16 protein-coding genes and 1 tRNA gene are annotated in these 18,341 nt (G+C 42.6%); 14 read left to right on the top strand and 3 right to left on the bottom strand.

The window, feature by feature from the left end:
- The first annotated feature begins 367 nt into the window (after nt 1-367).
- From ftsB to rpoS, 8 genes are all read left to right on the top strand, one after another.
- Nucleotides 368-679 (top strand): cell division protein FtsB, encoded by a 312-nt coding sequence (ftsB, locus tag A1QC_RS04060; protein WP_039836191.1) that lies wholly within the window; start codon nt 368-370, stop codon nt 677-679.
- Nucleotides 679-1,422 carry a 2-C-methyl-D-erythritol 4-phosphate cytidylyltransferase gene (gene ispD / locus A1QC_RS04065; RefSeq protein ID WP_017024199.1) on the top strand — a complete coding sequence of 248 codons (744 nt, stop codon included), beginning with the start codon at nt 679-681 and terminating at the stop codon, nt 1,420-1,422. The genes ftsB and ispD overlap by 1 nt, the downstream gene beginning before the upstream one ends.
- Before the next feature lie 24 nt (nt 1,423-1,446).
- Nucleotides 1,447-1,923, top strand: coding sequence for a 2-C-methyl-D-erythritol 2,4-cyclodiphosphate synthase (gene ispF, locus A1QC_RS04070; protein WP_017024200.1), 477 nt, complete (start codon nt 1,447-1,449; stop codon nt 1,921-1,923).
- 28 nt (nt 1,924-1,951) lie between these two features.
- Nucleotides 1,952-3,007: a tRNA pseudouridine(13) synthase TruD gene (truD, locus tag A1QC_RS04075; protein WP_017024201.1), complete on the top strand. Its 1,056-nt coding sequence runs from the start codon at nt 1,952-1,954 to the stop codon at nt 3,005-3,007.
- A gap of 75 nt (nt 3,008-3,082) precedes the next feature.
- On the top strand, nt 3,083-3,823 hold the full coding sequence (surE, locus tag A1QC_RS04080; protein ID WP_026025705.1) for a 5'/3'-nucleotidase SurE: 741 nt from the start codon (nt 3,083-3,085) through the stop codon (nt 3,821-3,823).
- Between the two features lie 35 nt (nt 3,824-3,858).
- Complete coding sequence (locus A1QC_RS04085; protein ID WP_017024203.1) at nt 3,859-4,485, top strand: protein-L-isoaspartate(D-aspartate) O-methyltransferase; 627 nt, start codon at nt 3,859-3,861, stop codon at nt 4,483-4,485.
- 13 nt (nt 4,486-4,498) lie between these two features.
- The gene (locus A1QC_RS04090) at nt 4,499-5,326 is read left to right on the top strand and encodes a peptidoglycan DD-metalloendopeptidase family protein (protein ID WP_431305837.1); all 828 of its coding nucleotides are present in this window, start codon (nt 4,499-4,501) and stop codon (nt 5,324-5,326) included.
- A gap of 55 nt (nt 5,327-5,381) precedes the next feature.
- Nucleotides 5,382-6,353 (top strand): RNA polymerase sigma factor RpoS, encoded by a 972-nt coding sequence (rpoS, locus tag A1QC_RS04095; RefSeq protein WP_017024205.1) that lies wholly within the window; start codon nt 5,382-5,384, stop codon nt 6,351-6,353.
- Nucleotides 6,354-6,446: 93 nt separating this feature from the next.
- On the opposite strand, the gene mutS is transcribed toward rpoS, so the two are convergent.
- The 3 genes from mutS to A1QC_RS04110 form a co-directional block, all read right to left on the bottom strand.
- Nucleotides 6,447-9,005: a DNA mismatch repair protein MutS gene (gene mutS, locus A1QC_RS04100; protein ID WP_039836197.1), complete on the bottom strand. Its 2,559-nt coding sequence runs from the start codon at nt 9,003-9,005 to the stop codon at nt 6,447-6,449.
- 209 nt (nt 9,006-9,214) lie between these two features.
- A complete protein-coding gene (locus tag A1QC_RS04105) occupies nt 9,215-11,104 on the bottom strand; it encodes a TRAP transporter permease (RefSeq protein WP_017024207.1) in 1,890 nt (629 codons plus the stop codon).
- A gap of 38 nt (nt 11,105-11,142) precedes the next feature.
- Entirely contained in the window at nt 11,143-12,075 is a 933-nt protein-coding gene (locus tag A1QC_RS04110; protein ID WP_017024208.1) for a TAXI family TRAP transporter solute-binding subunit, read from the bottom strand.
- A gap of 216 nt (nt 12,076-12,291) precedes the next feature.
- On the opposite strand from A1QC_RS04110, the gene A1QC_RS04115 reads away from it, so the two are divergent.
- From A1QC_RS04115 to A1QC_RS04140, 6 genes are all read left to right on the top strand, one after another.
- On the top strand, nt 12,292-12,786 hold the full coding sequence (locus A1QC_RS04115) for a CinA family protein (protein WP_017024209.1): 495 nt from the start codon (nt 12,292-12,294) through the stop codon (nt 12,784-12,786).
- 157 nt (nt 12,787-12,943) lie between these two features.
- Nucleotides 12,944-13,981, top strand: coding sequence for a recombinase RecA (gene recA, locus A1QC_RS04120; protein ID WP_017024210.1), 1,038 nt, complete (start codon nt 12,944-12,946; stop codon nt 13,979-13,981).
- Between the two features lie 121 nt (nt 13,982-14,102).
- Nucleotides 14,103-14,567 (top strand): recombination regulator RecX, encoded by a 465-nt coding sequence (gene recX / locus A1QC_RS04125; RefSeq protein ID WP_017024211.1) that lies wholly within the window; start codon nt 14,103-14,105, stop codon nt 14,565-14,567.
- A 104-nt stretch (nt 14,568-14,671) separates the two neighbouring features.
- The gene (alaS, locus tag A1QC_RS04130; RefSeq protein ID WP_017024212.1) at nt 14,672-17,257 is read left to right on the top strand and encodes an alanine--tRNA ligase; all 2,586 of its coding nucleotides are present in this window, start codon (nt 14,672-14,674) and stop codon (nt 17,255-17,257) included.
- A gap of 401 nt (nt 17,258-17,658) precedes the next feature.
- Nucleotides 17,659-17,856: a carbon storage regulator CsrA gene (gene csrA, locus A1QC_RS04135; RefSeq protein ID WP_017024213.1), complete on the top strand. Its 198-nt coding sequence runs from the start codon at nt 17,659-17,661 to the stop codon at nt 17,854-17,856.
- A gap of 290 nt (nt 17,857-18,146) precedes the next feature.
- Nucleotides 18,147-18,239: transfer RNA gene (locus A1QC_RS04140), tRNA-Ser, on the top strand.
- Nucleotides 18,240-18,341: the final 102 nt, after the last annotated feature.

The following is an 18,341-nucleotide window of genomic DNA, read 5'->3' on the forward strand; positions in this document are numbered from 1 at the left end:
GCGGCGTTGACTACTTCGGCTTACCCCCATCACATAGGTAAACTATGCTCAGGGGCCTAAGTCGAATTGTCGCCTTGCTACAACAGCAATTACTTTGAATTGATTCTTCATTGAATTGATCATTACTCTTAAATCCTCGCCTTGGCGGGGATTTTTTTCAATACAAGAAAGGCGGTTTTGCAGCTTAGTTACTTTGTTTGTTCGTGATTACTGAATCTGTTTTTCTTGTGGCTTTTTTCGAGTCACGTTTATCCTAGCGACAAGAAACGCCCTTCCTATTTTTCTTTCTAACTTTTCACTTGCTAAATTATGATCGTACCCATCGAATGAGGTATCATTAGCGCAAGATTTTTTTAGCGAGTAGATGATGCGGATATTTACTTTAGTTTTGATAACCATACTTTGCACATTGCAGTATGACTTGTTCTTTGGCAAGAATGGGATCATCGACTATAACGCGGTGCATTCAGATATTGCAGTGCAACAAGAAGTGAATAATAGCCTTAAAAAGCGTAACGATTTAATGTTTGCGGAAATTGACGATCTTCGTCAAGGGCTTGATGCGATTGAAGAACGTGCTCGCCATGAGCTTGGTATGATCAAAAATGGTGAAACTTTCTATCGAATTATCGGTGATGATAATGAAGCCAATTCCACATTTAACTCGGATGATGAGTGATGGGAGATATCACAACGCTGGATAAGCAGCGCTTTGCTGTTGTTGTCCCTGCCGCTGGGGTAGGAAAGCGTATGCAAGCGAATCACCCTAAGCAATATCTTCCACTTCTTGGTAAAGCTATTTTAGAGCACACGGTAGAATGTTTGCTCGCACACCCTAAGGTTGAATTGGTTGTCTTAGCAATCAGTGAGGGTGATGAATACTTTGCAGATTTAGACATAGCCACTCACCCCCAAGTGATTCGTGTGGCTGGTGGACAAGAGCGAGCCGATTCGGTGCTTTCTGGTTTAAGTTACTTGGCAACTAATCATGCTCAAGACTATCCTTGGGTACTGGTTCACGATGCAGCAAGACCATGCATCACACATGCTGATATTACTAAGCTCATTGAGCAATGTGTGCTTGCCAATCAAGGTGGTATTTTAGCCACACCAGTGCGCGATACCATGAAGCAATCTTTCGTGAATAAAAATGCTCACAATTGCATTGAAGAAACGATTGACCGTAGTCAGCTCTGGCATGCACTAACGCCCCAAATGTTCCCATTAGAATCATTGGAAAGTGCACTATCTCAGGCATTACAGCAAGGTAGTGATATTACCGACGAAGCTTCGGCGATGGAGCTCATCGGGCAAACACCTTTATTGGTGCAAGGTCGGGCGGATAACATCAAGATTACCCAACCTGAAGATCTTGCATTAGCCGCTTTTTTTCTAACGGATCGTCTTGCGGATCCTAATTAACGTATTCAATACCAAGGATAAATAATGATTCGAATTGGTCATGGCTTTGATGTACATAAATTTGGTGGTGAAGGCCCTGTTATTATCGGTGGTGTAGCGATTCCCTATGAGCAAGGTCTCATTGCCCATTCCGATGGTGATGTGGCACTTCATGCATTAACCGATGCCTTGTTAGGTGCGATTGCTGCCGGAGATATAGGTAAGCATTTCCCTGATACTGATGATAAGTGGAAAGGCGCGGATAGCCGAGCATTGCTTCGTGAAGTTTACCGTTTTGTTAAAGAAAAAGGCTATGTGTTGGGTAATGCTGATGTCACTATCATCGCTCAAGCACCGAAAATGCTGCCGTTTATTCAAAGTATGAGAGCTGCGATTGCATCGGATCTTGAGACGGATATCGATAATATTAACGTGAAAGCGACAACCACTGAAAAACTAGGCTTTACTGGACGTAAAGAAGGCATCGCTTGTGAAGCGGTTGCGTTAATCGTTCGCCAATAATTACTAATTAACCAATAAGATTGAATTCATGACAGATATCCTAGCGCCATTTGCCTATCTATTAGGAAAACCAACGGCACAAGCGAAAGTAAAAGCGCAAGCGAAAGACTTTCAAGTGATTGAGGACCTTGGTTTTGCTTTCTCTGGTGAAGGTGAACACTTCATGGTGAAAATTCGCAAAGAGGGTGAAAATACCGCTTATGTTGCCAACGAATTAGCCAAAGCTTGTGGAGTGTCATCGAAAAGCATTAGCTGGGCTGGCTTGAAAGATCGCCATGCAGTGACTGAACAGTGGTTAAGTGTTCATTTACCTAAAATTGGTGATGAGCTAGATATTGCAACATTTGAAGCACAACACCCTAGTGTGAAAATTCTTGAAACTGCTCGTCATAATAAAAAATTACGCCCAGGTGATTTAGTCGGTAATGGTTTTGTGATTCGCTTGGTTGAAGTGACTCATGTTGATGATGTGGTCGCTCGTTTAGAGAAAGTGAAATCGTTAGGTGTGCCTAATTATTTTGGCTCGCAACGTTTTGGACGTGAAGGTAATAATTTATCTGAAGCGCGTCGTTGGGGGCGTGATAATGTTCGTACACGCAATCAAAACCAACGCAGCCTATACCTTTCAACGGCTCGTTCATGGATTTTCAATCACATTGTTTCTCATCGAATTGAATTACAATGCTTTCATCAGTTGCTTGATGGCGATCTAGTGCACAACACCAATGATGAGCAGCTGCTAGTTGATGAACAAAACCTTGAAACTTTACAGCAACAGCTCAATGAAAAAGTATTACAGCTAACAGCAGCATTAGCTGGCGACAATGCTTTACCAACCGAAAATAAAGCCGAAGCACTTGAAACTCAATTTTTAGATGCTGAGCCTGATTTAATGAAACTGATCCGTGGTAATCGTATGCGCCATGATCGTCGTCCGGTTGCGTTATATGCGGATAACATGTCTTGGCAGGTGGATGGTTCAGATGTTGTAGTTTCATTCTCGTTACCATCTGGTAGCTTTGCTACGTCGATTTTACGTGAAGTGGTCAATGAAATAGAAATTGAGCGCGTATACAACAATTAATTAATCGTCAATTAGGAACCGGTGATGGATGTCACTCCTTCTACAGGCATCATCGGGATAAAAATAGGGAAATCAATGAAGATATTATTGAGTAATGACGATGGCGTGAATGCGCAAGGGATAAACACATTAGCAGAAGTCTTATCTGATATTGCGGAAATTGTGATTGTTGCCCCTGATCGTAATCGCTCTGGTGCTTCGAATTCGTTAACATTAGAAACACCGTTACGAGTGACACAAGTTCGCCCCAATGTTTACTCTGTACAAGGTACACCAACAGATTGTGTGCATTTTGCATTAAATGAATTGATGAAAAACGAAATGCCAGATCTTGTGGTATCCGGCATTAACCATGGTGCTAACCTTGGAGATGATGTGCTGTATTCCGGTACCGTTGCTGCGGCAATGGAAGGTCATTTTTTAGGGGTTCAATCCATTGCGATTTCGTTAGTGGGAAAAACCCACTTTGATACCGCAGCGCAAATTGCCAAAGATGTGATTCTACAGCATGTCAAAAGCCCGATCCCTGCTCATCATCTGATCAGTGTTAACGTTCCTGATCTTGCGCTTGAACAACTCGCCGGTACTCGTGTGACACGTCTTGGGGCTCGTCATCATGCGGAAGATATGATCAAACAACTTGACCCGCGTGGGCAAGAGGTCTATTGGCTTGGCCCTCCTGGGAAAGAAGCAGATGCTGGAGACGGTACTGATTTTTATGCAATAGAGAAAGGTGAAGTCTCTATCACGCCATTAAGAGTCGATTTGACCGCGCATGAAGCGTTGCAACAAATGCGCGATTGGGTCAATCCTTAATCGATACATTGAGTCTAAGAAAACGAACAGGCAATATGAACAATATCAAAGCAGATCAATTGGTGAGTTTCTTGCAACAAAAAGGCATTTCAGACAGCCATCTCTTAAATGTAATGAGAATGCTGCCTCGTGAATATTTTTTGTCGGAAGCGATGCGCCACCAAGCTTATGATAATAACGCATTACCAATAGGGGCAGGGCAAACCATCTCTCAGCCCTACATTGTTGCCAAAATGACGCAGCTACTTAACCTTAAAGCTAATAGTCGAGTGTTAGAGATTGGAACGGGGTCTGGTTATCAAACGGCTGTATTGTCAAAAATGGTTGACCATGTTTACTCGATAGAAAGAATAAAGTCATTGCAATGGGATGCGAAACGTCGCCTAAAGCAACTTGATATTTATAATGTCTCGACGAAACATGGCGATGGTTGGCAAGGATGGGCATCCAAAGGTCCTTTTGATGCGATTATTGTCACAGCGGCTGCCTCACATTTACCTGAACAATTGGTTGAACAACTGGCGGAAGGTGGTGTTTTGATTGTGCCAATTGGTGATGAACATCAAGAATTGATAAAAATAGAAAAACGAAATGGAGAATGCCTTTCTACTTTGGTAGAGGTTGTGAGGTTTGTGCCTCTTATTCCCGGTGAGTTAGCATAAAAGTAGGATTGGAATCTTGGTATTGCTGAAAAGTATTTTTACATCTTTGATATTACTTGTTTTTGTAGCTGGCTGTTCTTATCAGCCATTAACGGACGACAGAGGCAGCTATAAAGGCAGTTATTATGTCGTTGAAAAAGGGGACAGTGTCTATTTTATTTCTGTCCTGGCAGACAAAGATGTTAACGATATCATCCGCTATAACCATTTGAAGCCACCTTACACCATCCACCCTGGTCAAAAGTTGAATCTTTGGCGCCCTGTTTATGTGCCTCCAGCGTTCGATGGAACCGGCGCAGGAAATAGCCAAGTCGCTTCTGCACCTGCTAAAAAAGCGCCAAGCTCTACGACTAAAGTTGAAAGGAAAGATTCAACTTCCCCAGTTGTGCAATCTCAATCAAAGGAGTATGTTGGTGGTGAAAGTAAACAAAATGTTAACAATAATGTCACCCAATCTACATCTAAAAACGACAAGGTAGAGCGCTGGGTGTGGCCAACAAAAGGCAGAATAATCAGTAAGTTTTCTGTTGGTGATCAAGGCAATAAAGGGATTGATATTACCGGGCAAAGAGGGCAAGACGTTGTATCTACCGCAGCAGGAGTCGTGGTATATGCGGGGAATGCGCTACGAGGTTATGGAAACTTAATCATTATTAAACACAATGATGAGTATCTAAGTGCCTATGCTCACAATGATCGCTTGTTAATAAAAGAAGGGCAATCGGTAAAAACTGGCCAGAAAATTGCTTTAATGGGTAGTACCGGTACAAACAGTGTCCGTTTACACTTTGAAATTCGATACAAAGGTAAGTCAGTGAATCCTGAACGCTACTTACAATAAATGACATATTAAGTTGTTATGTCTTGCTAACTTAATTCGCCAAGGGGAGGCGCTTATGAGTATCAGCAATGCAGTGACCAAAATGAATGACATCGATGAGCATGAATTTGATGTTGAGTCGATTGAAGCCGAAGAGGTTTCGACAAAAAATGAAACGAAAGAAGAGTATGAAGTCTCAGCGAAAAGCCTTGATGCAACTCAACTTTACTTAAGTGAAATCGGGTTTTCACCGCTCCTTACCGCTGAAGAAGAGGTGCTTTATGCTCGCCGTGCTCTTCGTGGTGATGCAGCTGCTCGTAAGCGAATGATTGAAAGCAACTTGCGTCTTGTTGTTAAGATCTCTCGCCGTTATAACAGCCGTGGTTTAGCGCTACTTGACCTTATTGAAGAGGGCAACTTAGGCTTGATCCGTGCGGTTGAAAAGTTCGATCCTGAGCGTGGTTTCCGATTTTCTACCTATGCAACGTGGTGGATCCGTCAAACGATTGAACGCGCCTTAATGAATCAAACACGCACCATTCGGTTGCCTATCCATGTAGTGAAAGAACTTAATATTTATCTTCGTACCGCTCGTGAGTTAGCGCAAAAGTTAGATCATGAACCAACCGCCGAAGAAATCGCTTTTCAACTCGATAAGCCAGTTGATGATGTAAGCAAAATGCTGCGTTTGAATGAACGTGTCAGCTCTGTCGATACACCGATTGGTGGTGATGGTGAAAAAGCATTATTAGATATTATTCCTGACATTCATAATTCAGATCCTGAGTTTTCAACTCAAGATGATGATATTAAATCATCGTTAATTGAATGGCTTGATGAGCTAAACCCTAAGCAAAAAGAAGTGCTTGCACGTCGCTTCGGTCTTTTAGGCTATGAGCCATCCACTTTAGAAGAAGTTGGACGTGAAATTAATTTAACTCGTGAGCGTGTTCGCCAAATTCAAGTAGAAGGTTTGCGTCGTTTAAGAGAGATCTTAACCAAGCAAGGCTTGAATATGGAATCTTTATTCAATGTTGATTACGACTAATCAATTATTAGTCACAATAAAGACAGTAGCATAAGAAAGGGAAGCCATTGTGGCTTCCCTTTTTCATTATGGAGGTGAGTATCTCTGCTAACGCTAAGAAAGCAGTGTTTTTAAGCGATAAAGCGCATCGAGTGCTTCACGTGGGCTCATATCATCTGGATTGATCTGCTCAAGGGCTAGCTCGATTTCATTGCTTTCAGGTATGAGGCTTAATTGTTGCTCTGCAATTGTCGATGCAATAGTCGGTGCTGCTGCACCCGCTGAACTGGTGGCTTTTTGGTGCCCAAGGGATTCTAATTGTTTTAATTTAACTTTAGCTTGTTGGATCACTGATTTAGGGACACCAGCTAAGCTTGCGACGGCTAAACCATAGGATTTACTAGCTGCGCCTTCTTGTACTGCATGCATAAAGGCAATGGTGTCACCATGTTCAATAGCATCTAAGTGAACATTAGCAAGATTAGGCACTTGGCTTGGTAGTTCAGTTAGCTCAAAATAATGAGTAGCAAATAACGTCATGGCTTTAATTTTAGTGGCTAAGAAATGAGCGCTTGCCCACGCCAGTGATAAGCCATCATAAGTGCTGGTACCACGACCAATTTCGTCCATCAATACCAAGCTATTTTCGGTGGCATTATGGAGGATATTGGCGGTTTCGGTCATTTCTACCATGAAAGTCGAACGGCCTGAAGCGAGGTCATCTTGCGCGCCGATACGAGTGAATATCCTATCAATGGAGCCGATGGTTGCTGATTCTGCTGGTACGTAACTACCGATATGCGCGAGTAAAGCAATCAAAGCAGTTTGGCGCATATAAGTGGATTTACCCCCCATGTTCGGACCGGTAATGATCAGCATTTGGCGTTGCGGGTTTAAATCGATAGGGTTAGCAATAAAAGGCACATCGAGTACCTGCTCCACCACAGGGTGACGCCCTGATTGAATCGATAGCTCTGCTTTGTTGGATAGGGTTGGGCGACAGTAATTTAAGCTATCGGCACGTTCGGCTAAGTTTTGCAGAACATCTAATTGAGATAATGCCGAGGCTAAATTTTGCATGCTTTCTAAATGCGGCATCAGCAAATCAAACAACTCTTCCCACAAACGTTTTTCTAAGGCGAGTGATTTTGATTTAGATGTCAGAACTTTATCTTCATGCTCTTTTAATTCAGGAATGATGTAACGTTCTGCATTTTTAAGAGTTTGGCGGCGCACATAATGCGGTGGCACTAAATGACTTTGTCCGCGGCTGACTTGAATAAAGAAGCCATGAACATTGTTATAGCCGACTTTTAAACTGTCGATACCATGACGATCACGTTCTTCTGCTTCCATTTTGTCTAAGTAGTCGGTCGCGCCACTGGCCAGTTTACGCAATTCATCTAATTCGCTGTTGTAACCATCGGCTAATACACCACCATCACGGATCACCACGGGTGGATTTTCTTTGATGGATCTTTCTAATAGCTCACAAATGTTATCCATAGGCTTGGCGTCATTAGCGAGTTTTTGCAGATAATCGTGTTTGAAACTTTGCGTGATACTGGCTAATTCTGGTAATTGTTGCATCGCATTGCGTAAGCGCGCTAAATCGCGAGGGCGAGCTGAACGCAGAGCAAGACGTGCCAAAATACGCTCAATATCCCCAATGCTTTTTAAGGTTGGATGAAGCTCGGTAAAGTAAGCGTCCTCTTTGATTTCAGAGATCGCATCTAAACGTTGATTAAGCGCCTTGTTGTTACGCATTGGTTGATGCAGCCAACGTTTGAACATGCGACTGCCCATCGGTGTGGCCGTTTTATCCAGTACTTCCGCTAAAGTGCTGTCGGTACCGCCTGCTAAATTTTGCGTGATCTCTAGGTTACGGCGAGTGGCGGCATCTAAAATTACGGAATCATCTTGTCGGTCAAATGTCAGTGAGCGGATGTGTGGCAAAGCGGTGCGTTGGGTATCTTTGACATATTGGATCAAACATCCAGCGGCGCACAATCCTAGCTTGGCATTTTCGACGCCAAAGCCAATTAAGTCTTTTGTACCAAATTGCATGTTGAGTTGTTGTTTGGCGGTATCGAGTTCAAATTCCCAGATTGGGCGGCGACGCTGACCTTTTATCTTTTCTAATAGTTGTTGGCTGGAGAAATCTTCTGGATACAGTAATTCTTTCGGTGAGGTACGTTGCAGCTCGGCTTGCATCGCTTCTTCGGTTTCAGGTTCGCAAAGTTGGAATCGACCTGAAGTCATATCTAATGTCGCGTAACCAAATTTGTCATCTTGCTGATAAATAGCTGCGACTAAGTTATCAATACGCTCAGGTAATAGAGCTTCATCGGTAACCGTACCGGGGGTGACAATACGAACTACTTTACGTTCCACTGGGCCTTTGCTGGTGGCAGGGTCGCCAACTTGTTCACAAATGGCCACCGATTCACCTAATTGAACCAGTTTCGCTAAATAACCTTCTACTGCGTGATAAGGAACGCCCGCCATTGGGATTGGCTCGCCAGCAGAGGCACCACGTTTGGTCAGTGAAATATCTAATAATTGAGAAGCGCGTTTGGCATCGCTATAAAACAATTCGTAAAAATCGCCCATACGATAAAACAGCAAAATATCCGGATTTTCCGCTTTTAAACGTAAATATTGCTGCATCATTGGAGTATGAGTTTCTGTTTTGGCCACGCTTATCACCCAGGTTATTTCTAATTAATGCGACATGATATTTTTCATACCGGGAGAAAGCAATGGAAAGAGGTGGTGAGTGAAGAAAAATGACTCATGGTGTTGATTGAAGTGTCAATTATCAATCTACGTCATGAGCCAAGTTATGTTCACCCAAGTATATTCACAATGGAGCGAACGGATTAAGCCGTTGTCGCTTCTGGCTTGCGAGCATTAATCACTATAATGACCACAACCAAGGCTAAGCAACCCAAGCGGTAGATGTCATCACTAAATAAAATGCCCAAAGCTAAGATTAATAATAATCCACGTTGAATGGCACTTAGAGTGTTAATTAGCCTACCTTCGATACCGCCTGCAAACGCAAAGATCAAACCTAGAGTCGTTATTATTCCAATAAAGAAGTGAGTTAATTCACCATCTAGCCAAATGAGGCCAGAAAACGCCATCATGGCCGGAATAATAAAGAACCCTTGAGCCAGCTTAAAGGCTTGAATGGCTGATTTCATTGGTGACGCTCCCGCAATCCCAGCACCAGCAAAGGCCGCTAATGCAATTGGCGGTGTGACGTTTGACGTTTGTGATAACCAAAACACAATCATGTGAGCGGTTAACAAGCCTAATCCAAAGTCATTTAAGGCTGGAACCGCCATGACGGATAACACGATATAGGCGGCGGTAACCGGTAAACCCATTCCTAAGATCACCGCTGCAATGGCAATGAGTCCAAGTGCCGACCATAAATAACCACCCGATAAAGCAATTAAGAATTGGGTAAATTGAAGGCCAATTCCGGTCTGGCCCACCACGCCTACAACAATACCGGCAGTGGCGCAGGCAACAGAAATAGGTACTGCTGAAATAGCACCTTCTTTCATGCCTTGTAAGAACACAGGAAAACTAATTCGGCTGTGTTTTCTCATCATGGCGGCCACTAAGATAGCTGCACATCCTGCGATACCGACTAACACTGGTGAATAGCTCATTAACAATAAGGTTGTAATAAACACCAATGGCACTAAGAAATGCCAGCCATTCTTCATCACAATGCCGATCTTTTCGGTAACGCTCATTCCCTGTAGGCCCAATTTACATGCCATTAAATGCACATAAAGCAAAGTACTGGCAAAATAAAGAATAGCTGGAGCAATCGATACCAATAAAATGTCGCTGTAAGGAATGCCGGTAAATTGCGCCATCACAAACGCACCAGCCCCCATGACAGGTGGCATGATTTGACCACCGGTTGAAGCGGCGGCTTCTATCCCGGCGGCCTGTTCTGGTTTATAGCCGAGCTTTTTCATCATCGGAATAGTGAGCGCGCCAGTGGTTACGGTATTGGCGATGGCAGAGCCTGAGATAGAACCGAGCGCAGCAGAGGCTAAAACACTGGCTTTAGCAGGACCCCCTCGATACTTACCCGCTACCGCAAAAGCCGCATCAATAAAGAATTGACCTGCGCCGGTAACTTGTAAAAATGCACCAAATAACACGAAGATAAATACCACACCAGCGGCAATCGCTAGCGGTGCACCAAAGACGCCATTGGTTGAAAATATATGAAAGCGGATCACTTCTTCTAACGCAAAACCTTTGCTCGCAATCCCAGCAGGAAGTGCATCACCAAAAAAGGCATAGACTAAAAATAATGCGGCAATGAGAACCATCACAAAACCGACGGTTCGGCGAGTGGCTTCTAAAAGGGATATGATCAGAACCACACCTGCGATTTGATCAAGAGGTTGCAAGCCATCAAGTAAAAAGCTGATGTCATCATAATCAAAAATAGTGATTTGATAGGTTGCCCAACAAGTGGCAATGATAAAAATAATATCCAGCAAGCGAGCGGAAAAATACAATGGGGCACTGTGTTTATCCGCTTTAACTAATGGGTAAAGTAAAAAGGCTAAGACCAAAATCCATGCCAGATGGATGGGTCTAAAAACCGGCGCCGATAATGTAGGTTGCAAACCTTGCCATACCTGAAAGATAGAAAGACAAATAGCAGCCGCAGCTGCTATGAGGACTAACTTATCGGTAAAAGCTTGGCTTATAGATGTGGATTTTGTCATTTAATACTCCGTATGAAAAAACCAATTAAGCCAGACGATTATTTTTTCATTTGCTCATCAAGGTATTTTTGTGAACCAGGGTGTAGTGCCATACCAGACAGTTTATTCATGTTCTCAAGTGTTGTGTACTTAGTCACACCGACAACTTGGCGGATCTTAGCCATGTTATCAAAGGCAACTTTGGTCATTTCATAAGCCATGTCTTCACTCATGTTTTTATTGACTACCAAAACATTCCAAACGGCAGGAGTGGTAAAGGTTGGGACATTTTTATAAGTTTCAGCTGGAGCTTCGAGCGCTTGATAAGAAGGGTTCGCTTGCATGACTTTTGCCATTTCATCAGCGCTGAAAGAGAGAATACGAATCTTACGAGTCAAAGCTAACTCAGTGATGGCGCCAACGCCTAAGCTGCCGACGATAACACCAGCATCAATTTGACCATTCGCGAGAGCATTTGTGGTTGCTGTGTAGTTAAGAGATTGGGGTTTAATGTCGCTTTCAGAAACCCCTAAGGTATTTAGAATGTTCATGCTACTGACTCGAGTGCCAGACCCAGGAGCACCGACAGAAATGCGTTTACCTTTCAGATCGCTAATCGAATGAATATCAGAGTCGGCTGGTACCATAAACTGAACGGCGTTAGGGTAAAGAGCGAAAAGGACCGCAACATCCATTTTACGAGGGAAAGGCTTAGTGCCTTCATTGGCTTGTAGTACAACATTGCCCTGCGCAATACCAACCAGTTGTTTATTGGTGGCGACCTTGATGGTGTTCTCAACTGATGCCGCGGTAACTTCAGCGCGCATATCAAAATCATCGATATTCTCGCTCCAAATTTTGGCAAGAATCCCGCCTAAAGGATAATAGGTACCACTTTGACTTCCCGTGCCGATCGTGTAGCTTGCCGCCACAACCGGCAGTGAGACTGCGAGAGAGAGTGCAATTAATGCTTTTTTAGCTATTTGTTTCATAGTGATAACTTCCCTTATTGTTATAATCATATTCCCATTTATGTTTGAAACAGTCGCTTCAATCACGTTGGTTATTGAAGTTATTGAGTATAGAAGTTTTAAAATGTTGCGATGGAGTTAACTTTTGTTGCTGTGATTTATGGCAATGATTTTTATTAAAAAGTTAAGTATCGTCACAAAATCAAACAATTAATATTAAAATTAAGGCTGATGTGAATGACATATGCAGAGTTACGCGTGCTAAGTAAGCGGGTTGGGATCAAGCTGAAACAACAATCACAAGTATTGGTTACAGCAGAATCATGCACAGGTGGTGGTATTGCGACTGCTATTACTGAAACAGCAGGGAGCTCTGCTTGGTTTGACCGCAGCTTTGTGACCTACAGTAATGAAGCTAAAATGGAAATGATTGGCGTAAAATCAGAAACGTTATTGATGTTTGGCGCCGTCAGTGAACAAACTGTACAAGAAATGGCTGGTGGTGCGTTAGAGCGATCTAAAGGAACGTGCTCGATTGCAGTTAGTGGTATTGCTGGACCTGATGGTGGTAGTGATGAAAAGCCGGTGGGAACCGTCTGTTTTGCCTGGGCGATGGGGGGGAGTATTATTAAGTATGAAACCGTTGTCTTTAATGGGAATCGTGAAGAAGTGCGCATTCAGGCCTGTTTCCACGCCTTAGATAAACTTGAAGATATTCTTGATGGTGATTAGAGCGTATTTAGCTCGGATAGAATTAAACGTCGAAAACTAAATTGATTTCAACGAAATAAAAAAAATAACACACAGGTGTGGACACTGTACAAATCAACAGTATAATAAATACATCTTGGTAAGAAATAGTTTAACGCATCTGATAGGTGGAATAAGAATGGACGAGAACAAACAAAAGGCTCTAGCGGCGGCACTTGGCCAAATCGAAAAACAATTTGGTAAAGGCTCAATTATGAAATTGGGTGACAACCGTACAATGGACGTAGAAACGATTTCTACAGGTTCTCTTGCTTTGGATATCGCATTGGGTGCTGGTGGTCTACCAATGGGACGTATCGTTGAAGTATACGGCCCTGAAAGCTCAGGTAAAACAACCTTAACATTAGAGTTAATTGCTGCAGCGCAACGTGTTGGTAAAACATGTGCCTTCATTGATGCTGAGCATGCTCTTGATCCAATTTACGCACAAAAACTTGGCGTGAACATCAATGATCTTCTTGTTTCTCAGCCAGATACAGGTGAGCAAGCATTAGAAATTTGTGATGCATTAGCACGTTCTGGCGCGATTGATGTATTGGTTATTGACTCAGTTGCTGCATTAACACCAAAAGCTGAAATTGAAGGCGAAATGGGCGATAGCCACATGGGTCTTCAAGCACGTATGCTTTCTCAAGCCATGCGTAAGCTAACGGGTAACCTTAAGCAATCTAACTGTATGGCCATCTTCATTAACCAAATTCGCATGAAAATTGGTGTCATGTTCGGTTCGCCTGAAACCACAACTGGTGGTAATGCACTTAAATTCTACGCCTCTGTTCGTCTTGATATTCGCCGTACTGGTGCGATTAAAGATGGTGATGAAGTTGTAGGTAACGAAACTCGCATTAAAGTGGTTAAGAACAAAATTGCTGCACCATTTAAACAAGCTGAAACTCAAATCTTATACGGTAAAGGTTTCAACCGTGAAGGTGAATTAATTGACCTTGGTGTGAAAAATAAGCTTGTTGAGAAAGCGGGTGCTTGGTATAGCTATAAAGGCGATAAAATTGGCCAAGGTAAAGCAAACTCTTGCAACTACCTTCGTGAAAATCCAGCAATTGCGTTAGAAATTGATACTAAACTGCGTGAATTGCTACTTGCTCCAGCTGTGCTAGAAGACACTGCTGAAGTAGAAGTTGCAGAAACAGAAGAATAACCCAAGTCCAACTGACGAATGGTGTTCAGTAAAATTTAAGCCCTGTTGATTCAGGGCTTTTTTGTATCCAAGTTTCATGAGGGATGCAACGTAATATAGATACTTGGAGGAGAAATAATTCATGTATCGCGCGAAATCGAAATTATCCGCCAAAGACGTCGCCGTGCAGTTATTAAGTCGCCGTGATCATGGTGAGTATGAATTAAGGCAGAAACTCAGTTTAAAAGAGTTTGAAGAGGATGACATCAACCAAGCGCTTGCTTATTGCATTGGTAATGGGTGGATGGATGACTTGCGTTACGCCAAAAGCCAAGTACGACAGCATGTTTATAAGGGGCATGGTAAACGTCGTATTCAGCAAGAACTGAATTTAAAGCAGGTTTCTGAGTATGTGATTGAGCAAGCGTTTGAGGAAGAGCCACAAGATTGGTTTGAGCTTGCTAAAGAAACGGCAGAAAAGAAATTTAAAGGTAAACCGGCTGAAGATCAAAAAGCGTATGCAAAGCAAGTTCGGTTTCTACAATACCGTGGCTTTAGTTTTGATCAAATACGATATGCATTGTCCAGTTTTGAGCAAATAGATTGATTGCGGCAGTTACCATCAAGCAAGGTGGTAACTTGTTTTACTAAACACGCTTCATCCTTTACAATGTCGAAAAATTATATCTTGAATATTTCCGGAAGAATTGCATGTATATGAGCACTGATGAGGTACGCCGCGCGTTCCTTTCGTTCTTTGAAAGTAAAGGACACCAAATTGTCGATAGTTCATCATTAGTTCCTGCTAATGATCCAACTTTACTATTCACCAACGCAGGCATGAACCAATTTAAAGATTGTTTTCTAGGTGCCGAAAAACGCAATTACACGAGAGCTACCACGGCTCAACGCTGTGTTCGTGCTGGTGGTAAACACAATGATTTAGAAAATGTTGGTTTTACTGCTCGTCACCATACCTTCTTTGAAATGTTAGGTAACTTTAGTTTTGGTGATTATTTCAAGCATGATGCGATTGGTTATGCGTGGGAATTTTTAACCGAAGTTCTACAGCTACCAAAAGATAAACTGCTTGTTACGGTTTATGAAACCGATGATGAAGCATTTGAAATTTGGAATAAAGATATTGGTATTCCATCGGATCGCATTGTTCGCATTGGTGATAAAGAAGGCGGTAAAGCATACGAGTCAGATAACTTCTGGCAAATGGGCGATACCGGTCCTTGTGGCCCTTGTACTGAGATTTTCTACGATCACGGTGAACATATTTGGGGCGGACGCCCGGGTACGCCTGAAGAAGATGGCGACCGTTTCATCGAGATTTGGAATAACGTTTTCATGCAATTTAACCGCCATGCTGATGGGACAATGGAACCGCTTCCAAAACCGTCGGTTGATACCGGAATGGGGATTGAGCGCATCTCTGCCATCATGCAGGGCGTGCATTCAAACTATGAAATTGATGTTTTCCAAACTCTAATTAAAGAAGCTGCATCCATAATTGGTACGGAAGATTTAGATAACCAATCATTACGCGTTGTGGCCGATCACATTCGTTCTTGTTCATTCTTAATCGTGGATGGCGTCATGCCATCAAATGAAGGCCGTGGCTATGTGCTGCGTCGTATCATTCGTCGCGCGGTTCGCCATGGCAATAAATTAGGCGCAAATGGCACCTTCTTCTATAAGCTGGTTAATAAACTGGCTGAAGTCATGGGTACTGCCGGTGAAGAACTGAAGAAACAACAACCAGTGGTTGAAAAAGTACTTCGCATCGAAGAAGAAAACTTTGCTCGTACACTTGATCGCGGTATGGCTATCTTAAATGAAGCGATTGATGAACTAGGCGACAACAAAACTTTAGATGGTGAAACGGTCTTCAAACTTTATGATACTTACGGTTTCCCAGCCGATCTGACCAATGATGTTGCACGTGAGCGTGATGTAAACATTGACGAAGAAGGTTTTGAAAAAGCCATGAATGCACAGCGTCAACGTGCCCGTGAAGCAGGCCAATTTGGTACTGACTACAACAAAGCTATCAAAACAGAAGCGGATACTGATTTTTGTGGTTACTCGCATGTGTCTGGTGAAAGCGTTATAGCAGAAATCTTTGTTGAAGCAGAGCAAGTGGGCAGCATCAGTGCAGGAACGGAAGCGATTCTAATTCTAGGAGAGACACCGTTTTATGCAGAATCCGGTGGTCAGTGTGGTGACGCGGGCGTAATCAAAACGGATTCAGGCTTATTTGAAGTTCGTGATACTCAAAAACTAGGTAATGCTATTGCCCATCACGGTCAGTTGATTGAAGGTGTCATGGCAAAAGACGATAAAGTATTAGCACATGTTGATGCTGAGCGCCGTACAGCTATCACGCTTAATCACTCTGCTACTCACTTGTTACACGCTGCATTGCGTCAAGTATTAGGTGAGCATGTAACACAAAAAGGCTCATTGGTTCGTGCTGAAAACTTACGCTTCGATTTCTCTCACTTAGAAGCGGTGAGTGATAAAGAATTGCGTGAAGTCGAACGCTTAGTGAACCAACAAGTTCGCCGTAACCATCAAGTTGCAACCAATGTGATGGATATTGAATCAGCTAAACAAAAAGGTGCCATGGCACTGTTTGGCGAAAAATACGATGATGAAGTTCGTGTTTTATCCATGGGTGATTTTTCAACTGAGCTATGTGGTGGTATTCACGCGGCTAATACGGGTGATATCGGCTTATTTAAAGTGACGTCTGAAAGCGGTATCGCTGCGGGCATTCGCCGTATTGAAGCGGTAACGGGTGAAGCCGCGTTAGATGCATTGGAAGCACAACAAGCGCAATATGAGCAAAAAGTGTCAGAAGGTGTCGCTAAAACTAAGCAATTAGAAAAAGAAATTCAGCAATTGAAAGACAAACTGGCTTCTCAGGCAGGTGCAAGCCTAATTAGCCAAGTAAAAGAGATTTCAGGTGTTAAAGTGCTAATCAGCCAGCTTGATGGTGCAGACAATAAAGCATTGCGCGGTATGGTCGATGAGCTTAAAAATCAAATTGGCAGTGGCATCATTTTATTAGGTAACGTAGCTGATGATAAAGTTGGCTTAATTGCTGGTGTGACTAAAGATTTAACCTCTAAAGTGAAGGCGGGTGAGTTAGTGAACCTTGTAGCTCAGCAGGTTGGTGGTAAAGGCGGCGGTCGTCCTGATATGGCTCAAGCTGGTGGTACGGATTGTGCTGCGCTTCCAACTGCATTGGTTGACGCTGAAGCATGGATTACTGAAAAGCTTTAATCGAATGATTAAACCAAAAAAACAGCGTATTTTATGCGCTGTTTTTTTATATCTAAAGAAAATTATGTGACACAATGACATAAACTGGAACACTACAGCGGTAGCTTAAAATATCAACTCCGCTTATACTAACTAGCTGAAAAGATGGATAAGCGTTCATAAGTAACACTTGTTGTCGATTGTTTGAATTATTGTGCGAGTTATTGGTTTTATAAATGGATTTTTATGCTGCGTAATTCAAATTAATCACCTAGACACAATTTTAGGTTGATTGATATGAAAAAAGCATTAAATGGCTGTAAATGTGCATTTTTATCGATAAGTTTACTTACCTAAATGAGACTTATAATAGATAATAAGCGTTATTGAAATAAAAATAGAGATTACTCAAGGAGCATAGAATGCTAATTTTGACTCGCCGAGTTGGTGAAACGTTAATGATTGGTGATGAAGTCACTGTTACTGTACTTGGTGTAAAGGGCAACCAAGTACGCATCGGTGTTAATGCACCGAAAGAAGTATCAGTTCATCGTGAAGAGATTTACATGCGTATTCAAGCGGAAAAAGGTAATAGTAGTGCGCCAACTGGCAACTTTTAATCTTTTTTATGCTTGTAAGTAGGTCAGCTATAGCTGGCCTTTGCTTTATTTGACCTTGAAATAACGATCAAATAAAGCAGAAAGGAATAGATGAAAATCATTGGTTTGAGATTATATTATTCAATCTTTCAAACTGATATTTGGCCCATAATGACGATGTAAATATGCGAAATAGGTCATATTTCAGCTAAGTTGATTGAATACTGTCCTGTTGAACTGTTTTTACTGATTTTTCCCAAGAAAATGTTTGACATATTTTGGGTAAAACGTAATATGTGCCTCCGCAAGACGGTGAGGTGGCCGAGAGGCCGAAGGCGCTCCCCTGCTAAGGGAGTATACGGTTTGTAGCCGTATCGAGGGTTCGAATCCCTCCCTCACCGCCATTCTTGTGAATTCTTAAATACCATGATTTGCACCTTGGTTATCATTAAGAAAGTTCTAGAAATAGAACAATCAGAAATCGATGCGCGCGTAGCTCAGCTGGA

Origin of the sequence: Vibrio rumoiensis 1S-45, from assembly GCF_000286955.2 — a bacterium.
GTDB classification, from domain to species: Bacteria; Pseudomonadota; Gammaproteobacteria; order Enterobacterales; family Vibrionaceae; genus Vibrio; species Vibrio rumoiensis_A.